Below are 20,781 nucleotides of genomic sequence, written 5' to 3' on the forward strand. Positions count from 1 at the left end.
GGCCGCCCGTAGGGGAACGGGTGCCGCCGGTACCGCGTGAGTGGGCGTGTGGGGGGTACTGGGGGTTTTCGAGCGGGATCGACCGCTAACCCCGAGTCCGGTCGTCCCCGACCCCTAGGAGGAACCATGACTGACCCCGAGCAGGACCCGACCCAGCAGGAGGGCCCGGCCGACGGCGGCGCCGCGGGCACCCCGGGCGTGCATGACGGTGGTGCCGATGGTGGCGCGGAGGGCCCGGCGGACGGCGGCGCGGCGGGCACCCCGGGCGTGCATGACGGTGGTGCCGATGGTGGTGCGGAAGGGCCGGCCGACGGTGGTGCGGCGGGTACCCCGGGTGTGCACGACGGTGGTGCCGATGGCGGTGCGGAGGGCCCGGCGGACGGTGGCGCCGCCGGTACCCCTGGTGTCCAGGACGGCGGCGCGGACGGCGGTGCGGAGGGCCCGGCCGACGGCGGGGCCGCGGGCACGCCGGGTGTCCAGGACGGTGGCGCCGACGGCGGTGCCGGCGCTTGAGCACCACCACACGGCCAGCCGAGGACACCGCCGCCGACCACGGCGGCGGTGTCCTCACGGCGCGGCTGACCGGCCTCGGCCGCCAGGAGTTCGCCCGCGAGGTCTGGGGACGGGTCCCCTCCCTCACCCGCGCGGCCGACGACTTCTCCGACCTCTTCTCCGCGCGGGCGGTGGACGAGCTGGTCTCCCGCCGCGGGCTGCGCACCCCCTTCCTGCGCGTCGCCAAGGAGGGGGCCACCCTCCCCGACTCCGCCTTCACCGCCCCCGCGGGCGTCGGCGCCACCATCGCGGACCAGCTCGACGACACCGCCCTGTGGCGCAGCTTCGCCGACGGCGCCACGCTCGTACTCCAGGCGCTGCAGCGCACCTGGGAACCGGTCGCCGACCTCACCTCCCGGCTCGGCACCGAGCTCGGCCACCCCGTGCAGGCGAACGCCTATGTCACCCCGCCGCAGAACCGCGGGTTCGACGACCACTACGACGTCCATGACGTCTTCGTCCTCCAGATCGCCGGCACCAAGCGGTGGATCCTCCACCAACCCGTCCATCCCGATCCCCTGCGTGACCAGCCCTGGACCGACCACCGCGCCGAGGTGGCCGCCGCGGCCGAGGGCGAGCCCTGGCTGGACACCGTGCTGGAGCCCGGCGATGTCCTGTATCTGCCGCGCGGCTGGCTGCACGCCGCTCAGGCACAGGGCGAGGTCTCCATCCATCTGACGCTTGGCGTGCACACCTGGACCCGCCACGCGCTGGCCGAGCACCTGGCGCAGAGCGCCCTCGCCCTGCTGGCCGAGGACGAGGAGATGCGCGGTTCGCTGCCGCTCGGCTGGGACGGGCCGGGCGACGAGCTCGCCCTGATCCGCGAACGGCTCGCCGCCGCACTCACCCGGGCCGACCCCGCGCCCCGCGTCCAGCGCGTCCGCCGGAGCCAGTCGCGACCCGAACCGCTCGGCCCCCTCGCCCAGTCGGCGGCCCTGGCCGCACTCGCTCCCGACGCTCCGCTGCGCCTGCGCGGGGCTCTGGCGGCCCGTCTCGACGGGCGGCGGCTGTCCACCCGGGTCGGCTGGCTCGACTTCCCCGAGGCCGAGCTGCCGGCCGTCCGCCGGGTGCTGGACGGCGAGGTCCACCCGGCCGGGGACCTCGGTCTCGCCCTCGCCGAACGGCTGCTGCGCACGGGCGTGCTGGTGCCGGCCGGGGCGTGAAGCGGCGGCGATGACGGAACCGAGCCGATTCTTCTGCGCCGAGGCCGCCCGGCTGCGGGGCGACGTCCTCGCGGGCACCGCCCCGTACGGCTCGGTCTGGATCCTGATCGAGCACCGCGGCGGCTGGCCCGCCAACGGCTTCGACGGGCTCGACCTGGAGCCCGGCGTCAAGGCGCGGGTGTACGCCGCCGCCGCGGCCCTGCGCGCCCGGATGCTGCTGATCCGCCGCCACGGCCGCCGCACGACGTCCTCGTCCCCGCCGCGCTGGGCCGTCCTGCGGCAGTACGCGGACGGGGAGCATCTGCAGCGGTGGGGGACCTGGCGGCGCGACGAGGACCTGGGGGAGATCGTCGAGGCCCTGGACACCCCCGGCGAACCCGGGTGGCCACCGGTCGTCCTGGTCTGCGCGCACGGCACGCACGACACCTGCTGCGCCGTGCGCGGCCGGCCGGTGGGCCGCGCGCTGAGCGAGCGCTGGCCGGAGCTGGTCTGGGAGTGCACCCATGTGGGCGGCGACCGCTTCGCCGCCAACGTGGTCGTCGCCCCGGACGGGGTCTACTACGGCAACCTGGACGGCGCCACCGCCGTGACCGCCGTCGAGGAGCACCTCGCCGACCGCATCCACGCCGACCATCTGCGCGGCTACACCGATCTGGTGCCACCGCAGCAGGCCGCCCTCGCCGCGGTGCTCCGCCACGCCGGGCCCGCCGGCCGTCATGACTACGCGATCGAGGAGACCGTCCGCGACCACGACCGCTGGTACATCCGCGTCACCGGCCGCCTCACCGGCCTGTCGACCTTCGAGGTCGAGGTGCGCTCCCACCGCACACCGCCGAGCCGCCTCACCTGCCGCGGCCTGCACGCCGCCTCGTCCGTGTCCTACGAGGTGACGGCCCTGCACGTGGGCCGGGCCGGGTGAACGCCGCTCCTACGGCGGGGGTCCCGCGTCGCCCCGGGGAGCGGGGAGACCGCCCGGCCCCGCGTCCCGGACACCATCGGGCAGCGGGCACCCGCAGGAGCGGCGCACCCGCAGGGTCACCGGGAACTCCCTGACCACGGCCTCCTCCCCGAAGGACAGCGGGCCCGCCTTCAGGGCCAGGTCCACCGCGGCGCGGGCCATCGTGCGCTGGGCGGACGCCACCGTGGTCAGCGGCGGACCGGCGATCACCGCCTCGGCGATGTCGTCGAAGGCCACCACCGCCAGGTCCTCCGGCACCCGGATGGAGAGCTCCGCGGCCGCCCGCAGCAGACCGATCGCCTGGTCGTCGGTGACGCAGAAGACGGCCGAGGGCCGGTCGGGGCCGTCGAGCAGCCGGCGCGCCACGGTATGGGCGTTGACCCGGTCGAACGGCGCCTCGGTCAGCAGGCCGTCGGTCGGCAGACCGGCGTCCGCGAGCGTCGCGGCCCAGCCCGCGACCCGGGCGATCACCGGATCGGACGGCCCGCAGGTGCGGGAGGCCCCGAAGCAGGCGATCCGGCGATGTCCGTGCTCCAGCAGATGGCCGACGGCCAGCCGGGCGCCTCCGCTGTCGTCGGTCACCACGGCGGCGTGCCCGGACGCGTCGGTGCGGTGGTGCAGCATGACCACCCTCGTCGCACTGTCGAGGGCGGAGAGGTCCGCCCGCGACAGCGCTGAGGGGTTCTGGCTGATCAGGATGAGGCCGTCCACCTGCATGCCGAGAAAGGCCCGGATGTAGTGGTCCTCCCGCTCGTCGGCGTAGTCGGAGTTGCCGATGAGCACCAACTTCCCTCGCTCCGCGGCCGCTTGCTCCACGGCGTGGGTGAGTCCGGCGAAGAAGGGCTGGCGGGCGTCGGGCACCACCACCCCGAGGAGGTTGGTGCGCCGCCGGGCCATCGCCTGGGCCACACTGTTCGGTGTGTAGCCGAGTTCGGCTATCGCCGCGACGACCCGCTTCCGGGTGGACGCGGCGACGGGCCGGGGGCCGTCGTTGATCACATAGCTGACCACCGCTGTCGAGGTGCCGGCCAGCCTGGCCACGTCGTCGCGCGTCACTCTGGGCATCCTCGGGACACTACCGGCAGTCCCTCCTCCGCTCCCCGGCGAAAATCGGTCATGAGGCTGAAACCAGCAGGTGGGAGGCCGGGGGAGCGGCGGCTGTCGGATACGTGCCTGGCGCGGTTACGACGTCCGGCGGCACCGCGGGTCCGCAATCCGGGCAGGCAGGATGACCGCCATGGCGACCGACAGACACGGGCAGTTCAGCATCTACGATGCCGCCTTCCAGCAGCAGCGGTACCGCATCTACGACGAACTCCGGCAGAACGAGCCGGTCTTCTGGCACGAAGAGACGCAGTCCTGGTTCCTCACCCGCCACGCCGACGTCTCCAGTCACCTCGTCGGCGACAGCTTCATCACCAGCCCGCTGATCACCAACAAGATGAAGAACGTCCCCGCGGGCGAGGAAGGGCAGTTCCAGGACGTCGTGGACATCATCTCCACCTGGATGATCTACAACGACCGCCCGGTCCACACCCGTCTCCGAGGCCATATGAACCGGGCGTTCTGGGCCAAGGAGATCGAGCTGATCCGGCCCGAGATCCAGCGGATCGTCTCCGAGCAGCTGGACCGCATCATCGAGCGGAGCGGGGACTCGTTCGACTTCGTCCACGAGATCGCGCACCCGGTGCCGGCCATGGTGCTCTGCCATATGCTCGGCCTGCCGGTCGAGGAGGTGGACCGCTTCATCGGCTGGTCCGACGACATCGCCGCCTTCATGCAGGACTTCGTCGTCAAGCCCGCCCCCGACCCGGCGATCAGCGCGCATACCCGGCGCAGCATGAACGAGATGGTGGAGTTCCTCACCGGCGCCATCGCGGAGCGGCGCCAGAGCCCGAAGAACGACCTGCTCAGCCGGCTGATCTCGGAGAACCCGGAGGACAGCGGCGCACTGACGGACGACGAGATCATCCGGCAGACCATCCACCTCATCTTCGGCGGCCACAAGATCCCGCAGTTCCTGCTGAGCAACTGCCTGCACCTGCTCTTCACCCACCCGCAGGAGTTCGAGCTGCTGGCGAAGGACCGCACCCGGATCACCGCGGTCGTCGACGAGTGCATGCGGGTCGAGTCGCCGATCCACTACATCACCCGGCACGCCAAGGCCGACATCGAGCTGCACGGCAGGAAGATCCTGGCCAACGACTCCGTCTACTTCTTCATCGCCGCCGCCGGGCGGGACCCGGAGGCGTTCGAGGACCCGGAGGTCTTCCGCCCCGGCCGGACCGGCCGCCGCCATCTCGCCTTCGGCGGCGGCTACCACGCCTGCATCGCCGCCGCCTTCGCCCGGGTGGAGGTCGAGGAGGTCATGCAGGGCATCCTCGACCGCATCCCCGGCATCGCCCCGCGCTACGACCTGGCGAACCCCCAGTGGACCGCCAACCCGACCTTCCACGGCATCCTGACGATGCCCGTGCGGATCGAGGCGTGAGCCCGAGGGAACGTCTCACCCATGGCTGAACAGTTCACGGGCGACCATGGCATCGCGGTCGTGGTCGCCCACGAGATCCACGGAGTGAACGAGCACATCGCGGGCGTGGCCCGTGCGCTGCGTCGGTATCCGTGCGACGTCCACACGCCCGACTTCCGGCCCGAGGCGATCAGGCCCGGCCCGACCGGGCACACCGGTCAGACCGGTCAGACCGCGGTCACCGAGCGCCGGGCCTACCAGGACTTCATGCGGCACCTGGGTGTCGAGGGGATGGCCCGCGCCCTCGCCGGCTACGCCGAAGGACTGCGGAGCCGGTACCGCGCGGTGTACTGCGTCGGCTACAGCGTGGGTGCCACGGCCGCCTGGCTGGCCGCCGAACCGGGCGTCCTGGACCGCACGGTGTGCTTCTACGGCTCCCGGATCCGCGACCACATCGACCTGCCCCCGCGCAGCGGCTGCCTGGTGGTGGTCGCCGAGCAGGAGGCGAGCTTCTCCGGCGGCACGCTGGCGGAGAAGCTCGTCCACCGAGGGGACGCGGCGGTCGAGCTGTATCCCTGCGCGCACGGATTCTGCGACCCGGGAAACCCCCACTACTCGCCCCAGCACAGCGCGGCGGCCTGGGAGTCGGCCGTCGGGTTCCTCGGATTCCGCGGAGGTTCCTGAGATGTCGTTCCGGGCCTGGCTGTCCGCGAGGTTCTTCCTCTTCTTCCTGACCTGGAGCGTCTACCTCGCCTACTGGGGGATATGGCTGCTCGGCAGCGGGTTCCGGGCGACCGACGTCGGGGTGATCGTGACCGCCGGCCTGGTGTCGCGCTCGATCTCGGTGGCCTACCTCTACCCCCTGCTGTGCCGGCTGGCCTCGCTGCGCCTGCTGGCCGGGCTCCTCGCCTGGGGCTCGGCGGTGCTGAGCCTGCTCTACCTCACCGCCACCGAACTGACCTCGATGGTCCTGGTCTCCGTCCTGGTCGGCGCCTGCTATCCGCTGATCATGCCGCTGAGCGAGACCCTGGCGACGGTCGGCGCGGAGGAGGGGCACGCCGACTACGGCAGCGTCCGCTACTGGGGCTCGGCCGGCTTCATCGTCGGCCTCGCGATATCGGGGCTGGTGGACGCCGCGGCCGGATCGGACGCGCTGGTGTGGGAGTTCATCGCCGGCTGCACGCTGCTGGCCGTGGTGGGCCTGATCCAGCCCCGCGGTGTGGTGCTGGGCCGGGTGGATCCGGGCCGCGGTGGACGCCGCGGCCTGCTGGCCAACCGGACCTACCTGCTGTGCCTGGTCGTCTCCCTGCTGCTACAGGGCGCGCACGGGGTGTACTACGCCTTCGGCGCCAGCTACCTCGGCTCGCTCGGGGTGTCCCACCTGGGTGTGAGCGTGCTGCTGGCGTTCCCGGTGGTCTTCGAACTCCTGCTGTTCAAGTACGCGGTGAGGCTGCTCGGGAAGCGCACTCTGCCGGGCCTCTTCGCCCTGGCGACCGCTGCCTCGCTCCTCCGGTGGGGGATGCTGGCGCTTCCCCTGCCGCTGTCCCTGGTGATCGCCAGTCAGGTGCTGCACGCCGGCACCTTCGCGCTCACCCACTTCGCCCATGCGCAGGCCGTCCGCCTGCATGTGCCGCAGAACCTGTGGGCCACGGCGCACGGACTGTACGCGTCGGTGGCCATGAGCCTCGGCGTGGGGCTGGCCACCGCGGCGGCCGGCCCGGTCTACGCGGGCTCCCCCCGTGCGGCCTTCCTGGTGATGGCGGTGATGTGCCTGCCGTGTCTGCCGCTCGCCGGCGCCCTGGCCGCCTCGCTCCGCAACCGGCGGACCGTGACCGAGTCCGTCGAGGCCACCTCCTGACAGCCGCGTTCGGTCCTTCACGCTGGAATCCAGCCCTGACCCGGAGACCTCGACATGCAGCAACCCCCGCCGGTCCGCGCCGAGTCGGTGCATCCCGGACACCTGGTGTTCGACTTCAACGGCACCCTCCTGGACGACAACGCGGCACGACTGCAAGCCCTCAACGACTCCCTGGAGGCTTTGGGCCTGGCACCGATCGAGATGCCGGAGTACCGCCGAACCTTCTGCGTTCCGGTGCCGCGCTTCTACGGCCGGCTGATGGGACGGCGGCCCACCGAGGGGGAGTGGCAGTTGGCGGACGGGGTGTTCCAGCGGAACTACCTGGAGTACGCGCGATCCGGTGCACGGCTCATGAAGGGAGCCGAGGAGGTGCTCGCGGCCTGGGCCGACGCGGGACACACCCAGTCGCTGCTGTCGCTGCACACCCATGAGGCGCTGCTGGTCGAGGTGGAGCGCCTGGGCATCGCCGGATACTTCACCCTGGTCGACGGGCGTCGGGGCCCCACCGGCGGGACCAAGGCGGAGGCGATGCGCAGGCATGTCGCCGCCCTGGAGCTGCGTCCGGAACGGGTGGCCGCGATCGGCGACACCCGGGACGACGCCCTGGCCGCGTGGGGCGCCGGGGTGTCGGCCGTCCTCTTCTCCGGAGGCGCCCAGTCGGCCGACGATCTGGCCCTGGTCGGCCCACCGGTCGCCGACTCGCTCCATGGAGCGGCCGAGTACGCCGGCCGGGCGCTGGGGCTGCCGCCCCTGATACCGAGTCAGCGCTCGCGCTCGGGGGAGTCGTCCGGCCCGCCGCCGCACGGTGCGCTCGAGCGCGGAACCATGCCCCGTTCCAGTACCCCGTGGTAGTGCAGCAGATATCCGAGGTGGAGCCGGTTCTTGCTGCCGAGCCGGCGCATGATCTCCGAGAGATGGCGCTGGTAGCTCCGCAGCGACATGCCGAGCCGCCGGGCGATGACCTTGTCCTCAAGGCCCTGGGCCAGCAGGTGCGCGATGGTGGTCTTGACCTCGTCCAGCACGCACTCGACCGTCACCGGATCGTATTCCGGCCGGAACGTCGTCGCCCGGCTCCAGGCCCGCTCGAACGCCGTCTGCATGAAGGAGACCACATGCGGATCCCGGACGACGACGGCTCCGAGCGGATCGTTCCTGAGCGCGGTCACCGCCACCTCGCCGTCGAAGAGCAGCAGCCGCATGAACCCGTCGCTGCGGGTGCGGACCTCGGCACCGCGGCGCGTGACATGGTCGACGAAGTCGACCGTGACCGGGCTGAACCGAGCCGTGTGGTGGTAGATCGTGCGTAAGCGCACCCCGCGCGCCAGCAGGTCGTCGGTGCGTTCCAGCGACTCCTTGAGCACCTCCTCGGAACGCGCCCCGCCCGGCTGGGAGGTGATCACCTCCTCGGTCGCCGCCGCTGCCAGCTCCGTGATGGTCCGGCGCACCGCGTCGACGTCACGCAGGATCTCCAGCGGGCTGGACCTGTTCTTGTGCAGCTCGGCGTTCTCGTAGACATGCAGCAGATCGGAGTACACCTCGCGGACGGCGTCCACCTCACGCTGACGGCGGTCCAGCTCGCGCTGGATCGGCCCCACCAGCTGCACCCGTGCGCTGTCCGGGGGGACGGCACGCAGCATGCCCTCCCGGAGCGAGGCCCGGCAGAGCAGGTTCAGTGCCAGCAGGGTGTCGACGGCGTGGGTCAGCGACCCGGGCGGGAACGCGGCGCGTCCGCGGACCTCGTCGGCGCGCACCCCGTCCAGGTGCTCCACCAGCAGGCAGTAGAGCCGCCGGGCCTCCTCCGGCAGCCTCGGGCGCGCGGACAGGGCGTCGCCATCCGGATTGTCCACGTCTGATACCCCCCGTATCCGCGCCACGCGCAAAGACGATACCTGGTCCGCCCACGTCCGATCCCTGCGTCCAGGCAGGCTGGAGCAGCAGTGGTGTGTAGACAAAACCGTTCCCTGATGGAGGAGTTGACGATGACGTCCGACCCGCGTTCCCGCTGTGCCGCCCGGCTCGCCCTCGCGGCGGGCGACCTGGGCTGGGGGTGAGCGGCCACCGGGGCGGCGCGGTGCGGCGTCCGGGCCGCGGGCCGGACGTCCCCTGGACCGGACCGGCCGTCGCGTTCCCCCGGTCGTGTGGCACCGCCCGGTGCATGAGAGGGTCGGACGGGTGAGCGAGACATCACCGAACACCCTCCAGTACCGGACCGACGGCCCCGACGACGCTCCCGTCCTCGTCCTCGGCCCCTCACTGGGCACCACCTGGCATATGTGGGACCGGCAGATCCCCGAGCTCACCCGGCAGTGGCGGGTCGTCCGGTTCGACCTGCCCGGGCACGGCGGCGCCCCCGCCGCCCCGGCGCCGTCCGTCGGGGAGCTGGCCGACCGGCTGCTGGCCACCCTCGACGAGCTGGGCGTGCAGCGCTTCGGGTACGCCGGGTGCTCGATCGGCGGCGCGATCGGGGCCGACCTGGCGCTGCGGGCCCCGCACCGGCTGGCCGCGCTCGTCCTGGTCGCCGCCTCGCCCCGGTTCGGCACCGCCGACGAGTTCCGCCAGCGCGGGGCGATCGTGCGGGCCAACGGGCTGGAGCCGATGGCCCGCAGCGCCCCCGAGCGCTGGTTCACCCCCGGCTTCGCCGCGGCCCAGCCCGCCATCGTGGAGTGGGCCGTGCAGATGGTCCGCACCACCGACCCGGGCTGCTACTCCGCCGCCTGTGAGGCGCTCGCCGCCTTCGACGTACGCGCCGAGCTGGGCCGGATCGGCGTCCCCACCCTGGTGCTGGTCGGCTCCGACGACCGGGTCACCGGCCCCGCCGAGGCCCGCACCCTGGTGGCCGGCATACCGGACGCCCGGCTCGCCGTGGTGCCCGGCGCCTCCCATCTGGCCCCGGTCGAGCAGCCGGCCGCGGTGACCGACCTCCTGGTCCGCCACCTCTCCTCCGCCTGGCAGCCCGCCGCCGACTCCTCCACCGGGATCGCCGCCCCCGTCCCGGCCCCGGCGCCGACCCCCGCGCCCGCACCGGGCCCGGCCGCCGCCGGCTACGGCCCGCCCCCGCCCGGTTACGGGCCCGCCCCCGCGCCGTACCCCCAGGCCCCCGCCCCGGCCCCCGCCGGCTACGGCTACCCCGGCCCGGGCCAGCCGCCCGGTCCCACGGGACCCACCGGGCCGTTCGCGCCCCCCGCCCCCGTGCCCGCCGCGCCCGTAGCGCCCGTCGACCTGGGAGCCCCGGCCCCCGTCGCCGAGCCGGAGGGGCCCACCGCGCCGCCGGCCCAGCCCGTACCCCAGTCCCCGCCCCTGGACGCCCCCGCCGCCCCCGCGCCCCCCGCGCCGGAGCCCACCGAGGCCGAGCCAGAGGCCGGGCGGCCGGACCCCTACGAGGCCGGGCGGCCGGATCCGTACGAGACCGGGCGCCCGGATCCCTACGAGACCGGGCTGCGGGTGCGGCGCGAGGTCCTCGGGGACGCGCATGTGGACGCGGCCACCGAGGGCGCCGACGCGTTCTCCGCCGACTTCCAGGAGCTCATCACCCGCTACGCCTGGGGCGAGGTGTGGACCCGGGACGGTCTGGACCGCCGCACCCGCAGCGCCGTCACGCTCACCGCGCTGGTCGCCGGCGGGCACCTGGAGGAGCTGGCCTTCCACACCCGGGCGGCGCTCCGGGGCGGGATGACGCCCGCCGAGATCCGCGAGGTCCTCATCCACTGCGCCGTCTACTGCGGGGTACCCGCCGCCAACGCGGCGTTCCGCGTCGCGGGCCGGGTCGTCCGCGAGGAAGCGGGTGAGACCGGCGCGGGGGAGACCCATGGCGAGTAAGGCGCAGAAGGAGGACCCCGGTATGGGCATCACGCTGACGAAGAAGACGCACGCCTGCGTCCGGCTGGAGAAGGACGGGCGCACCCTGGTCATCGACCCGGGCGGGTTCAGCGAGCAGGACGCCGCGCTCGGCGCGGACGCGGTGCTGATCACCCATGAGCACCCCGACCACTTCGACGAGGGGCGGCTGCGGGCCGCCCTGGACGCCGACCCGGCCGCCGAGATCTGGACCCTGCGCAGTGTCGCCGACGCGCTCTCGGCGGCCTTCCCGGGCCGGGTCCACACCGTCGGCCACGGCGACACCTTCACCGCCGCCGGGTTCGAGGTGGAGGTGCACGGGGAGCTGCACGCGGTGATCCACCCCGACATCCCCCGGATCACCAATGTGGGCTATCTGGTGGACGGCTCCGTCTTCCACCCGGGTGACGCGCTCACCGTCCCCGGCCGCCCGGTGGAGACCCTGCTGCTGCCGATCATGGCGCCGTGGAGCAAGGTCTCCGAGGTGATCGACTACGTCCGCGAGGTCAAGCCGGTGCGCGCCATCGATGTGCACGACGCCCTGCTGACGGACCTGGCCCGCCCGGTGTACGGGGGGCATGTCGGCCGGCTCACCGGCGCCGACCACCTGCCCCTGGACCCCGGGGCGACCCGGGAGCTCTGAGCGGTGTCAGTGGCCCCCGATACGCTGGGGGCCATGCGCATCGCGACCTGGAACGTCAATTCGATCACCGCCCGGCTGCCCCGGCTGCTGGCCTGGCTGGAGAGCAGCGGCACCGATGTGCTCTGCGTCCAGGAGACCAAGTGCACCGCCGAGCAGTTCCCCACCGACGCGCTGCGCGAGGCGGGGTACGAGTCCTCGGTGCACGCCACCGGCCGGTGGAACGGCGTGGCGCTGGTCTCCCGGGCCGGCCTGGCGGACGTGGTGCACGGCCTGCCCGGCGGCCCCGAGTACGAGGGGGTGGCCGAGCCCCGGGCGATCTCCGCGACCTGCGGCCCGGTCCGCCTCTGGTCGGTCTATGTGCCCAACGGCCGCGAGGTCGCCCACGAGCACTACGCGTACAAGCTGCGCTGGCTGGAGGCGCTGAAGGAGGCCGTGGCCCAGGACGCGGCGGGCCCGAGCCCCTTCGCGGTGCTGGGCGACTACAACATCGCGCCCACCGACGACGACGTGTTCGACCCCGCCGTCTTCGAGGGCGCCACCCATGTCACCGAGCCGGAGCGGGCCGCGCTCGCCGCGCTGCGGGACACCGGGCTGGGTGATGTGGTGCCGCGTCCGCTGAAGTACGACCACCCCTACACGTACTGGGACTACCGCCAGCTCGCCTTCCCGAAGAACCGCGGCATGCGCATCGACCTGGTGTACGGGAACAAGCCGTTCGCCGACGCCGTCAAGGACGGCTATGTGGACCGCGAGGAGCGCAAGGGCAAGGGGGCGTCCGACCACGCCCCGGTGGTGGTCGATCTCGACGTCTGAGGGAGCGTCGGCCGGCTCCCGGTGATCGACCGGACGGGGTGCGGCATGCGAGGCTGACGGGATGGAGATCCCCTTCCTGGACGGCTGGCGCAGAAGACACGGCGAGCGGACCGCCCCGGGCGGCCCGCGCGACCCGGACGCCCTGGCAAGCATGCTCGCCGAGTGCGAGCTGCTGCGCGCCCGGGTCCAGGGGTACGGGGTGCGGCTGGACGACACCCCGGACTCGCTGGCGGCCATCGACCAGCTCCCGCCGCGCTGGCGCGAGGACCCCGAGGAACTGCCCTGGTTCGGCAACGACGCGGGGCTGTACCTCGGCACCGTGATCGTGCGTACGGTGCCGGGCGCGGCGTGGCAGCTGACGCCCGCCGGCCACCCGGTGGTGCGGCTCGCCTCCGGGCGGGAGGTCGACGTGGTGGAGGCGGGCCTGGACTGGGCGGCGGGCGGTTCGCCGGAGCTGTCGCAGGTGTACGCGGAGGCCGCCGAGACCTGATCCGGCCCCCGTCGGGACGTGCCCGAGGGGGGCCGGTGTCACATGTCGCTCATACGACTCATGCGGCATCTGCCCCGTTTCGCGTGTCGGACCGGCGAAGTCCCTTTCCGAGCTGGGTAGTTTCGCTGACCGTGACACCGCCGGAATACCGGGAACGGGGAGGCCCTGCCCCGCCCGGCGGGCGGCCGGGGATCACTCCTCGCGTACCGGTACCGACACGTATGACGGGTCGGCCTCCGGTGAGGAGAAGGTCAGCCGCGCGCCGGACGGGTTGTGCTCGATGTAGAGCGGGTCGACGGTGTCGACGACCAGGGCGAGCCGGTGGCCGGCCGGGACGTCGTAGGCGGTGGAGAACAGCTCCAGGTCGACGGGGAACGGCCGGCCCGGCGTCTTGTCGTGGAAGGTGTACGGGGCGTGGCTGACCAGCTTGCCCACGCCCAGCGGCCCCACGTCGTACAGATAGGCGACCATGGTGCCGCTCGCCTTGGTGCTGGTGAGCGTGGTGTGCAGCTTCGCGGTGCCGCGCACCCGCTGCTCGCTGCCGTACCGCTCGGACTGCCAGACGGCGGTGAAGGGGCGGGGGAGCAGCGGGATGGAGGCCAGTGGCGGCAGCTTGAGGAACTGGTCCAGGGCGCTGGAGAGGATCAGGGTGCCGCCGTCGGCGCCGGAGTTGACGTTGGCCCAGGGGCGCTGCTGCCCGGCCAGTGCGATCTTCCGCTCGGTGGCGCCGACCGACTTCCAGTCCGGGTAGCCCTCGTAGCCGCCGCCGGTGCGGGCCTTCAGCTGGACCGGCTGCTCCCGGTCGATGCCGTTGGCCTCGCCCTTGAGGTGGTGGTCGAACCAGCGTTTGGTGCTGGTCCAGGTGTCGTTGGGCAGTCCGAGCAGTCCGGTGGCCTCGGCGGTGGCGTGGTCGCCGGGGCGGAACTCCAGCCGCTTGGGCCCCTTCAGCTTCTCGAAGAAGGAGGCGTACTGGTTGGGCGGGAAGATCGAGTCGCCCCAGGCGTTGCCGAGCATCACCGCCGTGCCGTTGGCGTTGATCCGGTCCAGATAGGTGACCGGGGAGCGCTTGGCGCCCCAGGCGATCATGTCGGCCTCCTTCTCCAGGTTGGAGGCGAGGAAGTCCTTCAGTACCTGCTGGAGCTCGGCGCTGGGCCGCCCGGTGAGCTGGGCGGAGCCGCCGAGCAGGGCGGCGGCCTGGAGGTGCTGGGTGCGGCCGCTGTAGATGGAGTCGATCAGATCGGCCCAGCCGCTGAGCGCGGCGACCGCCTTGACCCGCTGGTCGTGCGCGGCGGCCAGCAGGCTGATGCCCGCGCCGTAGCTGACTCCCGCCATCCCGATCCGCTCGGGGTCGGCCGGGGTGTGGGCCAGCGCCCAGTCGATGACCCGGGAGGCGTCGGCGATGTCCGGTGGCCCGGCCACCTCGACATGGCCGCCGGACTGCCAGAAGCCGCGCGAGTTGTAGCTGACCACCACATACCCCTCGGCGGCGAGCTTGGCGGCCTGGGCCACGTACTCGATCTGCGGCATGGCCCAGCTGGTGGGCAGGACGATCACCGGGTGGCGGCTGCCGGGCGTGGCCCCCGGCGGGGTGACCACATTGGCCTTGAGGAGGGTGCCGCCGTCGCCCGGGATGTCCACGAACCGCACCCCGGGCGCGGAGTCGGCGGCCGGGGCGGCAGTGGCGGGCGCGGGGGTGAGGGCGAGGGTGCCGCCCGCCAGCAGGGCGGCGCAGGCGGCGGCGGAGGTGGTGGTACGCAGGGATGTGAGCGGCTGTCCCACGGTTACTCCCCAGTCACTTGAAGGGTGAACCGAAGGTAACCATGGGCGCCTTACCGGAAGTAACCGGTCGGTATGTTACGCACTGGTAACGATCGTGAGTCGGGGGCCGCTCCGCGGGCTCAGCGCAGGGCGCTGCGGCCCTCCCAGTCGGCCCAGGACTCGTTCCACGCCCCATAGCCGTTGCCCGCCTCCGGGTTCCCCTTGGTGTCCGCGCCGGTGATCTCGAACGGGTCGCCCACCTGCGCCTGCCCGAACAGCCAGGCCGCGTCCTCGCTCCCCATCCCGACGCAGCCGGAGCTGTGGTTGGCGCGCCCCAGGAAGGCCCGGTTCCACGGCGCGGCGTGCGCGTACATCCCGGACCAGGTCAGCCGCATCGAGGAGTCGACCATCTTGTCGTACGCGTCGCCGAGCCCCACCGTCTCGGAGCGCATGTTGATGGTGCCCTCCTTGGCCATCAGCACCGAGGTGCCGCCCCAGGAGCGCTTGTCGCCGCCGGGGGTGCCGCCGGACACCGGCAGCGTGCGGACCTCCGCGCCGTCCCGCAGCAGGGTCAGCCGGTGGGCGTCCAGGTCCACCTTGACCAGCTGGTTGCGGCCGACCGTCAGGGTGGTGGTGTAGTCGCGGACGAACCAGCCCCCGGCGCCGCCCGAGTCCACCCCGTTCAGCTCGGCCTTCAGGGTGGCCTTGGTACCCGGCTTCCAGTACGTCTTGGGCCGCCAGTCCACCCGGTCCCGCCCCGAGTAGTCCTTCACCCAGCCCCAGGAGCCGGTGGTGCGGTTGGAGGTGGTGACCTTCAGCTGCCGCTCCACCTCGGCCTTGTTCTTCACCGGGTTGTCGAAGACCACCGACAGCGGATGGGCGATGCCCACGGTGGCGTTCTTCCCCGGCGCCAGGGTCAGCTTGTTGACCTTCTCCGGCTTGGCGGTGGCGAACCGCTGCTTCGCCGTGCCGCCCTTGTCGTCCCGGGCCTCCACGGTGTACGAGGTACCCGGCGCCGCCGGCCGGGTGGACGTCCAGCGTCGGCCGTCCGGGGAGACCGCGCCGTCCAGCGCCGTGCCCTTCCCGTCCCGTACCGCCACCCGCTTCAGGGTGCCCTCGGCCAGCTCCACCGTCACCGGCTTGCCCGCCTTCGCCTGCTCGCCGCTGAGGTTCACCGAGATCCGGGCGGGCGCCGGCGCCCCGCCGCCCTTCCCGTCGTCCGCCGTGGCGCCCGAACCGCCCGAGCAGGCGGAGAGCGCGGAGGTGGCGAGCACGGCGGTACAGCCGAGCACCACGGCGCGCGGCAGGGCACGGGCGCTGCGAGGGGAAGGGGTGCGCGGGCGGGTGGGCGTGGTCACGGAAACCTCCGTCGGCTGTCGTCGTCCCCCGAAGAGAGGGCGACACGCGCCCTGCGGTTGCCCCTCTGCCTGGCATTTCTCCGGGATGGTCGTGTGAGTCATCCCACCCGCCCCCGCCCTCTTCACGTGCCTGTCACGTCCGCCCGCACATGAGCGGCCGATCGGCGGGCAGGCTGGCTCCGCCGAGCCGGTCCCGGCGGGGTCGCCACGGCGTGGAGAACCGAGGTCGCCCGTAAGGCCGTTGACAGGAGGTACAGGTGCGTCACGCCCAGGTACGGCAGGGACAGCAGGCTCGCCGGAGCAGAGGGGTACGGGGGGTGGCGCTGGCCGCCGTCGCCGCGACGGCCCTCACCGGACTGACCACCGCCCCGCCCGGGGACCGGTCGCCGGCCGCCCCGCCTCCCACACCCGTCAAGGCACCCGCCAAGACGCCCGAGGCGGTCGGCTACGGCGGCGCGGTGGCCAGTGTGGACGCGGACGCCTCCGCGGCCGGTATCGAGGTGCTGCGGCGCGGCGGCAACGCGGTGGACGCGGCCGTGGCGACCGCCGCCGCCCTCGGCGTCACCGAGCCCTACTCGGCCGGCGTCGGCGGAGGCGGCTACCTGGTCTACTACGACGCCCGGACCCGCACCGTCCACACCGTCGACGGCCGCGAGACCGCCCCGCGCTCCGCCGACGCCGCGCTCTTCCAGGAGGACGGCAAGCCCATCCCGTTCGAGGAGGGCACCACCAGCGGTCTGTCCGTCGGCACCCCCGGCACCCCCGCCACCTGGGACACCGCCCTGCACGCCTGGGGCAGCAAGTCCCTGCGCGACCTGCTGAAGCCCGCCGAGCGGCTGGCCCGGGACGGCTTCACCGTGGACGCCACCTTCCGCTCCCAGACCCAGGCCAACGAGGCCCGCTTCCGCGACTTCCCGGCCAGCTCCCGGCTCTTCCTGCCCGGCGGCCAACTCCCGGTCGTCGGCTCCACCTTCAAGAACCCTGACCTGGCCCGCACCTACGCCAGGCTCGGCCGCGACGGGGTCGGCGCGCTCTACCGGGGCGAGCTGGCCCGCGACATCGTCCGCACCGTGCAGGCCCCGCCCAAGCGCCCCGGCGCCACCCGCACGGTCCGCCCCGGCGACCTCACCACCCGCGACCTCGCCCGCTACGACACCATCCGCCGCAAGCCCACCAAGGTCTCCTACCGGGGCCTGGACGTCTACGGCATGGCGCCCTCCTCCTCCGGCGGCACCACCGTCGGCGAGGCCCTCAACATCCTGGAGCGCACCGACCTGTCGGCCGCCTCCCAGGCCCGCTATCTGCACCGCTACATCGAGGCCAGCCGGATCGCCTTCGCCGACCGGGGCCGCTGGGTCGGCGACCCGGCCTTCGAGGACGTCCCCACCGCCGGGCTGCTCTCCCAGCGGTACGCGGACTCCCGGGCCTGCCTGATCCGCGACGACCGCGCCCTCACCAGCCCGCTCGCCCCCGGCGACCCGCGCTCGCCCCGGCCGTGCGCCACCGCCGGAAAGGCCGCCCCCACCACGTACGAGGGGGAGAACACCACCCACCTCACCGCCGCCGACCGCTGGGGCAACGTGGTCGCCTACACCCTCACCATCGAGTCCACCGGCGGCAGCGGCATCACCGTGCCGGGCCGCGGCTTCCTGCTCAACAACGAGCTGACCGACTTCTCCTTCGCCCCGGCGAACCCGGCGGTACACGACCCGAACCTTCCCGGACCGGGCAAGCGGCCGCGCTCCTCGATCTCCCCGACGATCGTCCTGGACCGCCATGACCGGCCCGTGCTGGCCGTCGGCTCCCCGGGCGGCGCCACCATCATCACCACCGTGCTCCAGACCCTGACCGGGGTGCTCGACCGGGACCTGCCGCTGGTCGATGCCATCGCCGCGCCGCGCGCCAGCCAGCGCAACGCGGCCACCACCGAGCTGGAGCCCGCCCTCTACGACTCCCCGCTCCGCGCCGAACTCGAAGCGCTGGGCCACGCCTTCAAGCGCAACCCGGAGATCGGCGCCGCCACCGGCGTCCAGCGCCTCCCGGACGGCCGCTGGCTCGCCGCCGCCGAGAAGGTCCGCCGAGGCGGCGGCTCGGCGATGGTGGTGCGCCCGGCGGGGTGAGGTGACCTACGCGGCGGCCGCTCCCGTACGGCCACGGGGCCGGCCGCCGTCTCGACGGCGGCCATCCGTGCCCGGTGGCGGCGGGCGCGCAGCCCGACCCGGGGGCTGGATCGGATGACACCCCAGGCGAGGGCCGCCTGACGTCCACCCGCGCCGGCCAGCGCGTACAGGATGTCCTGGCGGTGCCCGGTCCGCTCGCCGACGGGCATCCACCAGGAGCTGTAGGCGGCGATGGCCCGGGGGACGTAGTTCCCACGGAGCACCATCGTGAGCACGCCGGTGAGGCTGGTCGACAGTCCGAACCCCATGACGACGGCCATCGGTTCGACCGCGGATCCCAGGCCGAGCAGCCGGCTCCCCCCATAGCCCAGGAGACCGAGGAAGGCGCCGCAGACGGCCCCGGCCAGGCCGTACACGATATGGCTGCGGGCGACCGCCATGCGGGAGGGGTCGCCGTCGGACACCAGGTACATGTGGCCGCCGAGCAGCGCGTTCAACAGGGTGACCAGCACGCCGAACGCCGACACACCCAGAATGACCCCGTTCACCATCCCGTCCCCTCCCACCCGACCGCGCCGCCCATCCGCGTCCCCCGCTCGGCCCGCCGAGCCCCCGCCCCCGCTTCGGTCTCCACGAAGACCTCCGTCATCCCGCCCCGGCCGCCCTCGGCCAGCTCATAGGAGCGGCGCACCAGTTCACCGTGCTCGCCGGCCGGCTCGGCGTACTCCCTCAGCAGCCCCGCCTCGGTGAACTCGCGCAGCACCTGCCGGCAGTCGCCCAGCGGGACACCGGTCGCCCGGGACACCTGGAGCAGATCCACCCGGCCGCGCTCCTCGCCCCGGAAGTACCGGGCCACCTCGCGGACCGTGTGGTTGTGCAGCACCCCGCCGCGGGCCCGGACCACCAGCGCCCGGACCGCCGCGCGTCGGCGCGCCTCGGCCTTCACCCGCTCCAGCGCGGAGCCGACCCGCTCGGGCGCGGAATAATGGGCGACCAGCTGGCTGTAGTTCGCCTCCGGGGCGCCGCACCCGTCGTTCGTTCCCCCCACGGTCATCCCTCCTCCATCTCCATCAGGGTCCTCATCGTCCGCCGGGCGTGCGCCAGATTGCCCCGGACCTGCTCCGGGGTGCTGCCCAGGGTCTCGGCGATCTCCGCCGGGCTCAGATCGGCCAGGGCCAGTGCCATCACCTCCCGCTGACGGGGCGGCAGCTTCGCCGCGGCCGTCCCGGCGGCCAGGGCGAGTAACGCGGCCTCCAGCTCCTCGGCCGGCCGCCCGTCGGCCACCTCCCACTCCGGCAGCCCCATCGGACGGTCCGCGGCCAGACCGACGGCGACCCTCAGGGCCACCGTCCGCACCCAGGCCCGCGGTGAGCGCACGGTGTGCCACCGCCCGTACAGCCGGATCATGGCCTCGGCGGCCGCCTCCTCGGCGATCTCCGGCGCGAAGCCGCGGTACGCGATCAGCATCGCCACCACCCTCGGGTACTGCTCCTCGAAGAAGACCTCGTACGCGTCGTCATCGGCCACCCCGCTCGTCCTTCCGGTCGGTCCCGTCCCCCGCCCCGGCGGTACGCCGCACCGCCAGGACCACCACCGTGATCAAGAGCACCAGCACTGCCGAAACAACCGTGATGGCAGTGGAGTTGGTCGTCGCGTACACGGTACCGACGCCGCCGAGGGCGGAGTTGATGAGCAGGACCAGCCCGCCGGTCTCGCTCCGGGCGGGGGTGGGGGCGGGGTGGTGCGCGCTGTTCTCCGTCATGCCATCAGAGAGCGGACCGGGCGGCCCGGCGTGAAAAGTGACCTGGGTCACATGGGGGTCTGCCCTGGGGGTATCGACGGCGTTTGTGGCTCCACAGGGAGGTTCTGTTGGCGTACGTCCGGTATGTCCGCCTAGCCTCAGGAGTGGTCGGTGATCAAGCCGGTGACCGACGGTGACACAAGGAGGTGCTGGACATGGCCGAGCACACGCTGCGGGACAAGGTGGCGGTCGTCGGCGGGGGAGAGAAAAACCTGGGCGCCCTGATCAGCAGGACGTTCGCCGGGGACGGGGCCAAGGTGGTGGTGCACTACCACACCGGTGAGAAGGAGGCGAAGGAGACCGTCCGGGCCATCGAGGACGCCGGCGGGCAGGCCGTCTCCGTCCAGGGGGACCTGACGGACGTCGCGCAGGTCCGGCGGCTGTTCGACACCGCGGTGGACACCTACGGCGGCGTGGACATCGCGGTGAACACGACCGGGATGGTGCTGCGCAAGCCGATCTTGGAGACCACCGAGGAAGAGTACGACCGGATGTTCGGCGTCAACGCCAAGGCGGCGTACTTCTTCCTCCAGGAGTCCGGACGCCGGCTGAACGACCACGGCCGGATCGTCAGCCTGGGTACGTCCCTGCTGGCCGCCTTCACCGACGGCTACTCCACCTACGCGGGCGGCAAGGCGCCGCTGGAGCACTTCACCCGGGCGGCGGCCAAGGAGTTCGCCGACCGGTCGATCTCGGTGAACGTGGTGGCGCCGGGGCCGATGGACACGCCGTTCTTCTACCCCCAGGAGACCCCGGAGCGGGTGGAGTTCCACAAGTCCCAGGCCATGGGCGGGCAGCTCACCCATATCGAGGACATCGTCCCGCTGATCAGGTTCCTGGTCACCGAGGGCTGGTGGATCACCGGGCAGACGCTGTTCGCCAACGGCGGCTACACCACCCGGTAGTCCGTACCGCCGGGCCGGTCGCCTCCGCGGCCGGCCCCGTGCGGGACGATCGTCGGAC

Annotated in this window: 20 protein-coding genes; 12 read left to right on the top strand and 8 right to left on the bottom strand. The window is 73.1% G+C overall.

What is annotated here, in order from left to right; all coding sequences use genetic code 11:
• Positions 1 to 114 precede the first annotated feature (114 nt).
• Complete coding sequence (locus tag ABZ945_RS13085) at positions 115 to 525, bottom strand: hypothetical protein (protein ID WP_361267713.1); 411 nt, start codon at positions 523 to 525, stop codon at positions 115 to 117.
• On the opposite strand from ABZ945_RS13085, the gene ABZ945_RS13090 reads away from it, so the two are divergent.
• Together ABZ945_RS13090 and ABZ945_RS13095 are read left to right on the top strand one after the other, a co-directional pair.
• Positions 510 to 1,715 carry a cupin domain-containing protein gene (locus ABZ945_RS13090; protein WP_361267715.1) on the top strand — a complete coding sequence of 402 codons (1,206 nt, stop codon included), beginning with the start codon at positions 510 to 512 and terminating at the stop codon, positions 1,713 to 1,715. The genes ABZ945_RS13085 and ABZ945_RS13090 overlap by 16 nt on opposite strands.
• Before the next feature lie 10 nt (positions 1,716 to 1,725).
• The gene (locus tag ABZ945_RS13095; RefSeq protein WP_361267717.1) at positions 1,726 to 2,634 is read left to right on the top strand and encodes a sucrase ferredoxin; all 909 of its coding nucleotides are present in this window, start codon (positions 1,726 to 1,728) and stop codon (positions 2,632 to 2,634) included.
• Between the two features lie 9 nt (positions 2,635 to 2,643).
• Here the strand turns inward: ABZ945_RS13095 and ABZ945_RS13100 are convergent, their stop codons facing one another.
• A complete protein-coding gene (locus ABZ945_RS13100) occupies positions 2,644 to 3,738 on the bottom strand; it encodes a LacI family DNA-binding transcriptional regulator (protein WP_361267719.1) in 1,095 nt (364 codons plus the stop codon).
• Positions 3,739 to 3,910: 172 nt separating this feature from the next.
• Here ABZ945_RS13100 and ABZ945_RS13105 point away from each other — a divergent pair, with 172 nt between their 5' ends.
• Genes ABZ945_RS13105 through ABZ945_RS13120 form a run of 4 tightly spaced genes read left to right on the top strand, consistent with a single transcriptional unit; the run spans position 3,911 to position 7,853 of the window.
• Positions 3,911 to 5,164 (top strand): cytochrome P450, encoded by a 1,254-nt coding sequence (locus ABZ945_RS13105; RefSeq protein ID WP_361267721.1) that lies wholly within the window; start codon positions 3,911 to 3,913, stop codon positions 5,162 to 5,164.
• 21 nt (positions 5,165 to 5,185) lie between these two features.
• On the top strand, positions 5,186 to 5,827 hold the full coding sequence (locus tag ABZ945_RS13110) for a dienelactone hydrolase family protein (RefSeq protein WP_361267723.1): 642 nt from the start codon (positions 5,186 to 5,188) through the stop codon (positions 5,825 to 5,827).
• Between the two features lies 1 nt (position 5,828).
• Positions 5,829 to 7,001 carry an MFS transporter gene (locus ABZ945_RS13115; RefSeq protein ID WP_361267725.1) on the top strand — a complete coding sequence of 391 codons (1,173 nt, stop codon included), beginning with the start codon at positions 5,829 to 5,831 and terminating at the stop codon, positions 6,999 to 7,001.
• 54 nt (positions 7,002 to 7,055) lie between these two features.
• Complete coding sequence (locus tag ABZ945_RS13120) at positions 7,056 to 7,853, top strand: HAD family hydrolase (protein WP_361267727.1); 798 nt, start codon at positions 7,056 to 7,058, stop codon at positions 7,851 to 7,853.
• Here ABZ945_RS13120 and ABZ945_RS13125 read toward each other — a convergent pair.
• Complete coding sequence (locus ABZ945_RS13125; RefSeq protein WP_361267729.1) at positions 7,763 to 8,848, bottom strand: helix-turn-helix transcriptional regulator; 1,086 nt, start codon at positions 8,846 to 8,848, stop codon at positions 7,763 to 7,765. The genes ABZ945_RS13120 and ABZ945_RS13125 overlap by 91 nt on opposite strands.
• Positions 8,849 to 9,173: 325 nt before the next feature.
• Between ABZ945_RS13125 and pcaC the strand changes: the two genes are divergently transcribed.
• The 4 genes from pcaC to ABZ945_RS13145 all read left to right on the top strand — a co-directional run bounded on the left by pcaC (position 9,174) and on the right by ABZ945_RS13145 (position 12,781).
• Complete coding sequence (pcaC, locus tag ABZ945_RS13130; protein ID WP_361267731.1) at positions 9,174 to 10,817, top strand: 4-carboxymuconolactone decarboxylase; 1,644 nt, start codon at positions 9,174 to 9,176, stop codon at positions 10,815 to 10,817.
• 22 nt (positions 10,818 to 10,839) lie between these two features.
• Positions 10,840 to 11,478, top strand: coding sequence for an MBL fold metallo-hydrolase (locus ABZ945_RS13135; protein WP_361267732.1), 639 nt, complete (start codon positions 10,840 to 10,842; stop codon positions 11,476 to 11,478).
• A gap of 33 nt (positions 11,479 to 11,511) precedes the next feature.
• Positions 11,512 to 12,291 carry an exodeoxyribonuclease III gene (locus tag ABZ945_RS13140; protein ID WP_361267734.1) on the top strand — a complete coding sequence of 260 codons (780 nt, stop codon included), beginning with the start codon at positions 11,512 to 11,514 and terminating at the stop codon, positions 12,289 to 12,291.
• 61 nt (positions 12,292 to 12,352) lie between these two features.
• Positions 12,353 to 12,781 (top strand): DUF6278 family protein, encoded by a 429-nt coding sequence (locus ABZ945_RS13145; protein ID WP_361267736.1) that lies wholly within the window; start codon positions 12,353 to 12,355, stop codon positions 12,779 to 12,781.
• Between the two features lie 192 nt (positions 12,782 to 12,973).
• Here ABZ945_RS13145 and ABZ945_RS13150 read toward each other — a convergent pair whose 3' ends face one another.
• Both ABZ945_RS13150 and ABZ945_RS13155 read right to left on the bottom strand, forming a co-directional pair.
• On the bottom strand, positions 12,974 to 14,560 hold the full coding sequence (locus tag ABZ945_RS13150) for a CocE/NonD family hydrolase (protein WP_361267738.1): 1,587 nt from the start codon (positions 14,558 to 14,560) through the stop codon (positions 12,974 to 12,976).
• Positions 14,561 to 14,679: 119 nt separating this feature from the next.
• A complete protein-coding gene (locus tag ABZ945_RS13155) occupies positions 14,680 to 15,846 on the bottom strand; it encodes an Ig-like domain-containing protein (protein ID WP_361267772.1) in 1,167 nt (388 codons plus the stop codon).
• A 308-nt stretch (positions 15,847 to 16,154) separates the two neighbouring features.
• Between ABZ945_RS13155 and ggt the strand changes: the two genes are divergently transcribed.
• Entirely contained in the window at positions 16,155 to 18,017 is a 1,863-nt protein-coding gene (gene ggt / locus ABZ945_RS13160; protein WP_361267740.1) for a gamma-glutamyltransferase, read from the top strand.
• A gap of 544 nt (positions 18,018 to 18,561) precedes the next feature.
• On the opposite strand, the gene ABZ945_RS13165 is transcribed toward ggt, so the two are convergent.
• From ABZ945_RS13165 to ABZ945_RS13175, 3 genes are read right to left on the bottom strand one after another with little or no spacing between them, the layout of a single operon-like run.
• On the bottom strand, positions 18,562 to 19,065 hold the full coding sequence (locus ABZ945_RS13165) for a hypothetical protein (protein ID WP_361267742.1): 504 nt from the start codon (positions 19,063 to 19,065) through the stop codon (positions 18,562 to 18,564).
• A 2-nt stretch (positions 19,066 to 19,067) separates the two neighbouring features.
• The gene (locus tag ABZ945_RS13170; RefSeq protein WP_361267744.1) at positions 19,068 to 19,544 is read right to left on the bottom strand and encodes a sigma-70 family RNA polymerase sigma factor; all 477 of its coding nucleotides are present in this window, start codon (positions 19,542 to 19,544) and stop codon (positions 19,068 to 19,070) included.
• Entirely contained in the window at positions 19,534 to 19,779 is a 246-nt protein-coding gene (locus ABZ945_RS13175) for a hypothetical protein (protein ID WP_361267746.1), read from the bottom strand. Before ABZ945_RS13175 ends, ABZ945_RS13170 begins: the two co-directional genes overlap by 11 nt.
• Before the next feature lie 194 nt (positions 19,780 to 19,973).
• On the opposite strand from ABZ945_RS13175, the gene ABZ945_RS13180 reads away from it, so the two are divergent.
• Complete coding sequence (locus tag ABZ945_RS13180) at positions 19,974 to 20,723, top strand: SDR family oxidoreductase (RefSeq protein ID WP_361267748.1); 750 nt, start codon at positions 19,974 to 19,976, stop codon at positions 20,721 to 20,723.
• Positions 20,724 to 20,781 lie beyond the last annotated feature (58 nt).

It is taken from the genome of Streptomyces sp. NPDC046887 (genome assembly GCF_040644755.1).
Classification (GTDB): domain Bacteria; phylum Actinomycetota; class Actinomycetes; order Streptomycetales; family Streptomycetaceae; genus Streptomyces; species Streptomyces lichenis.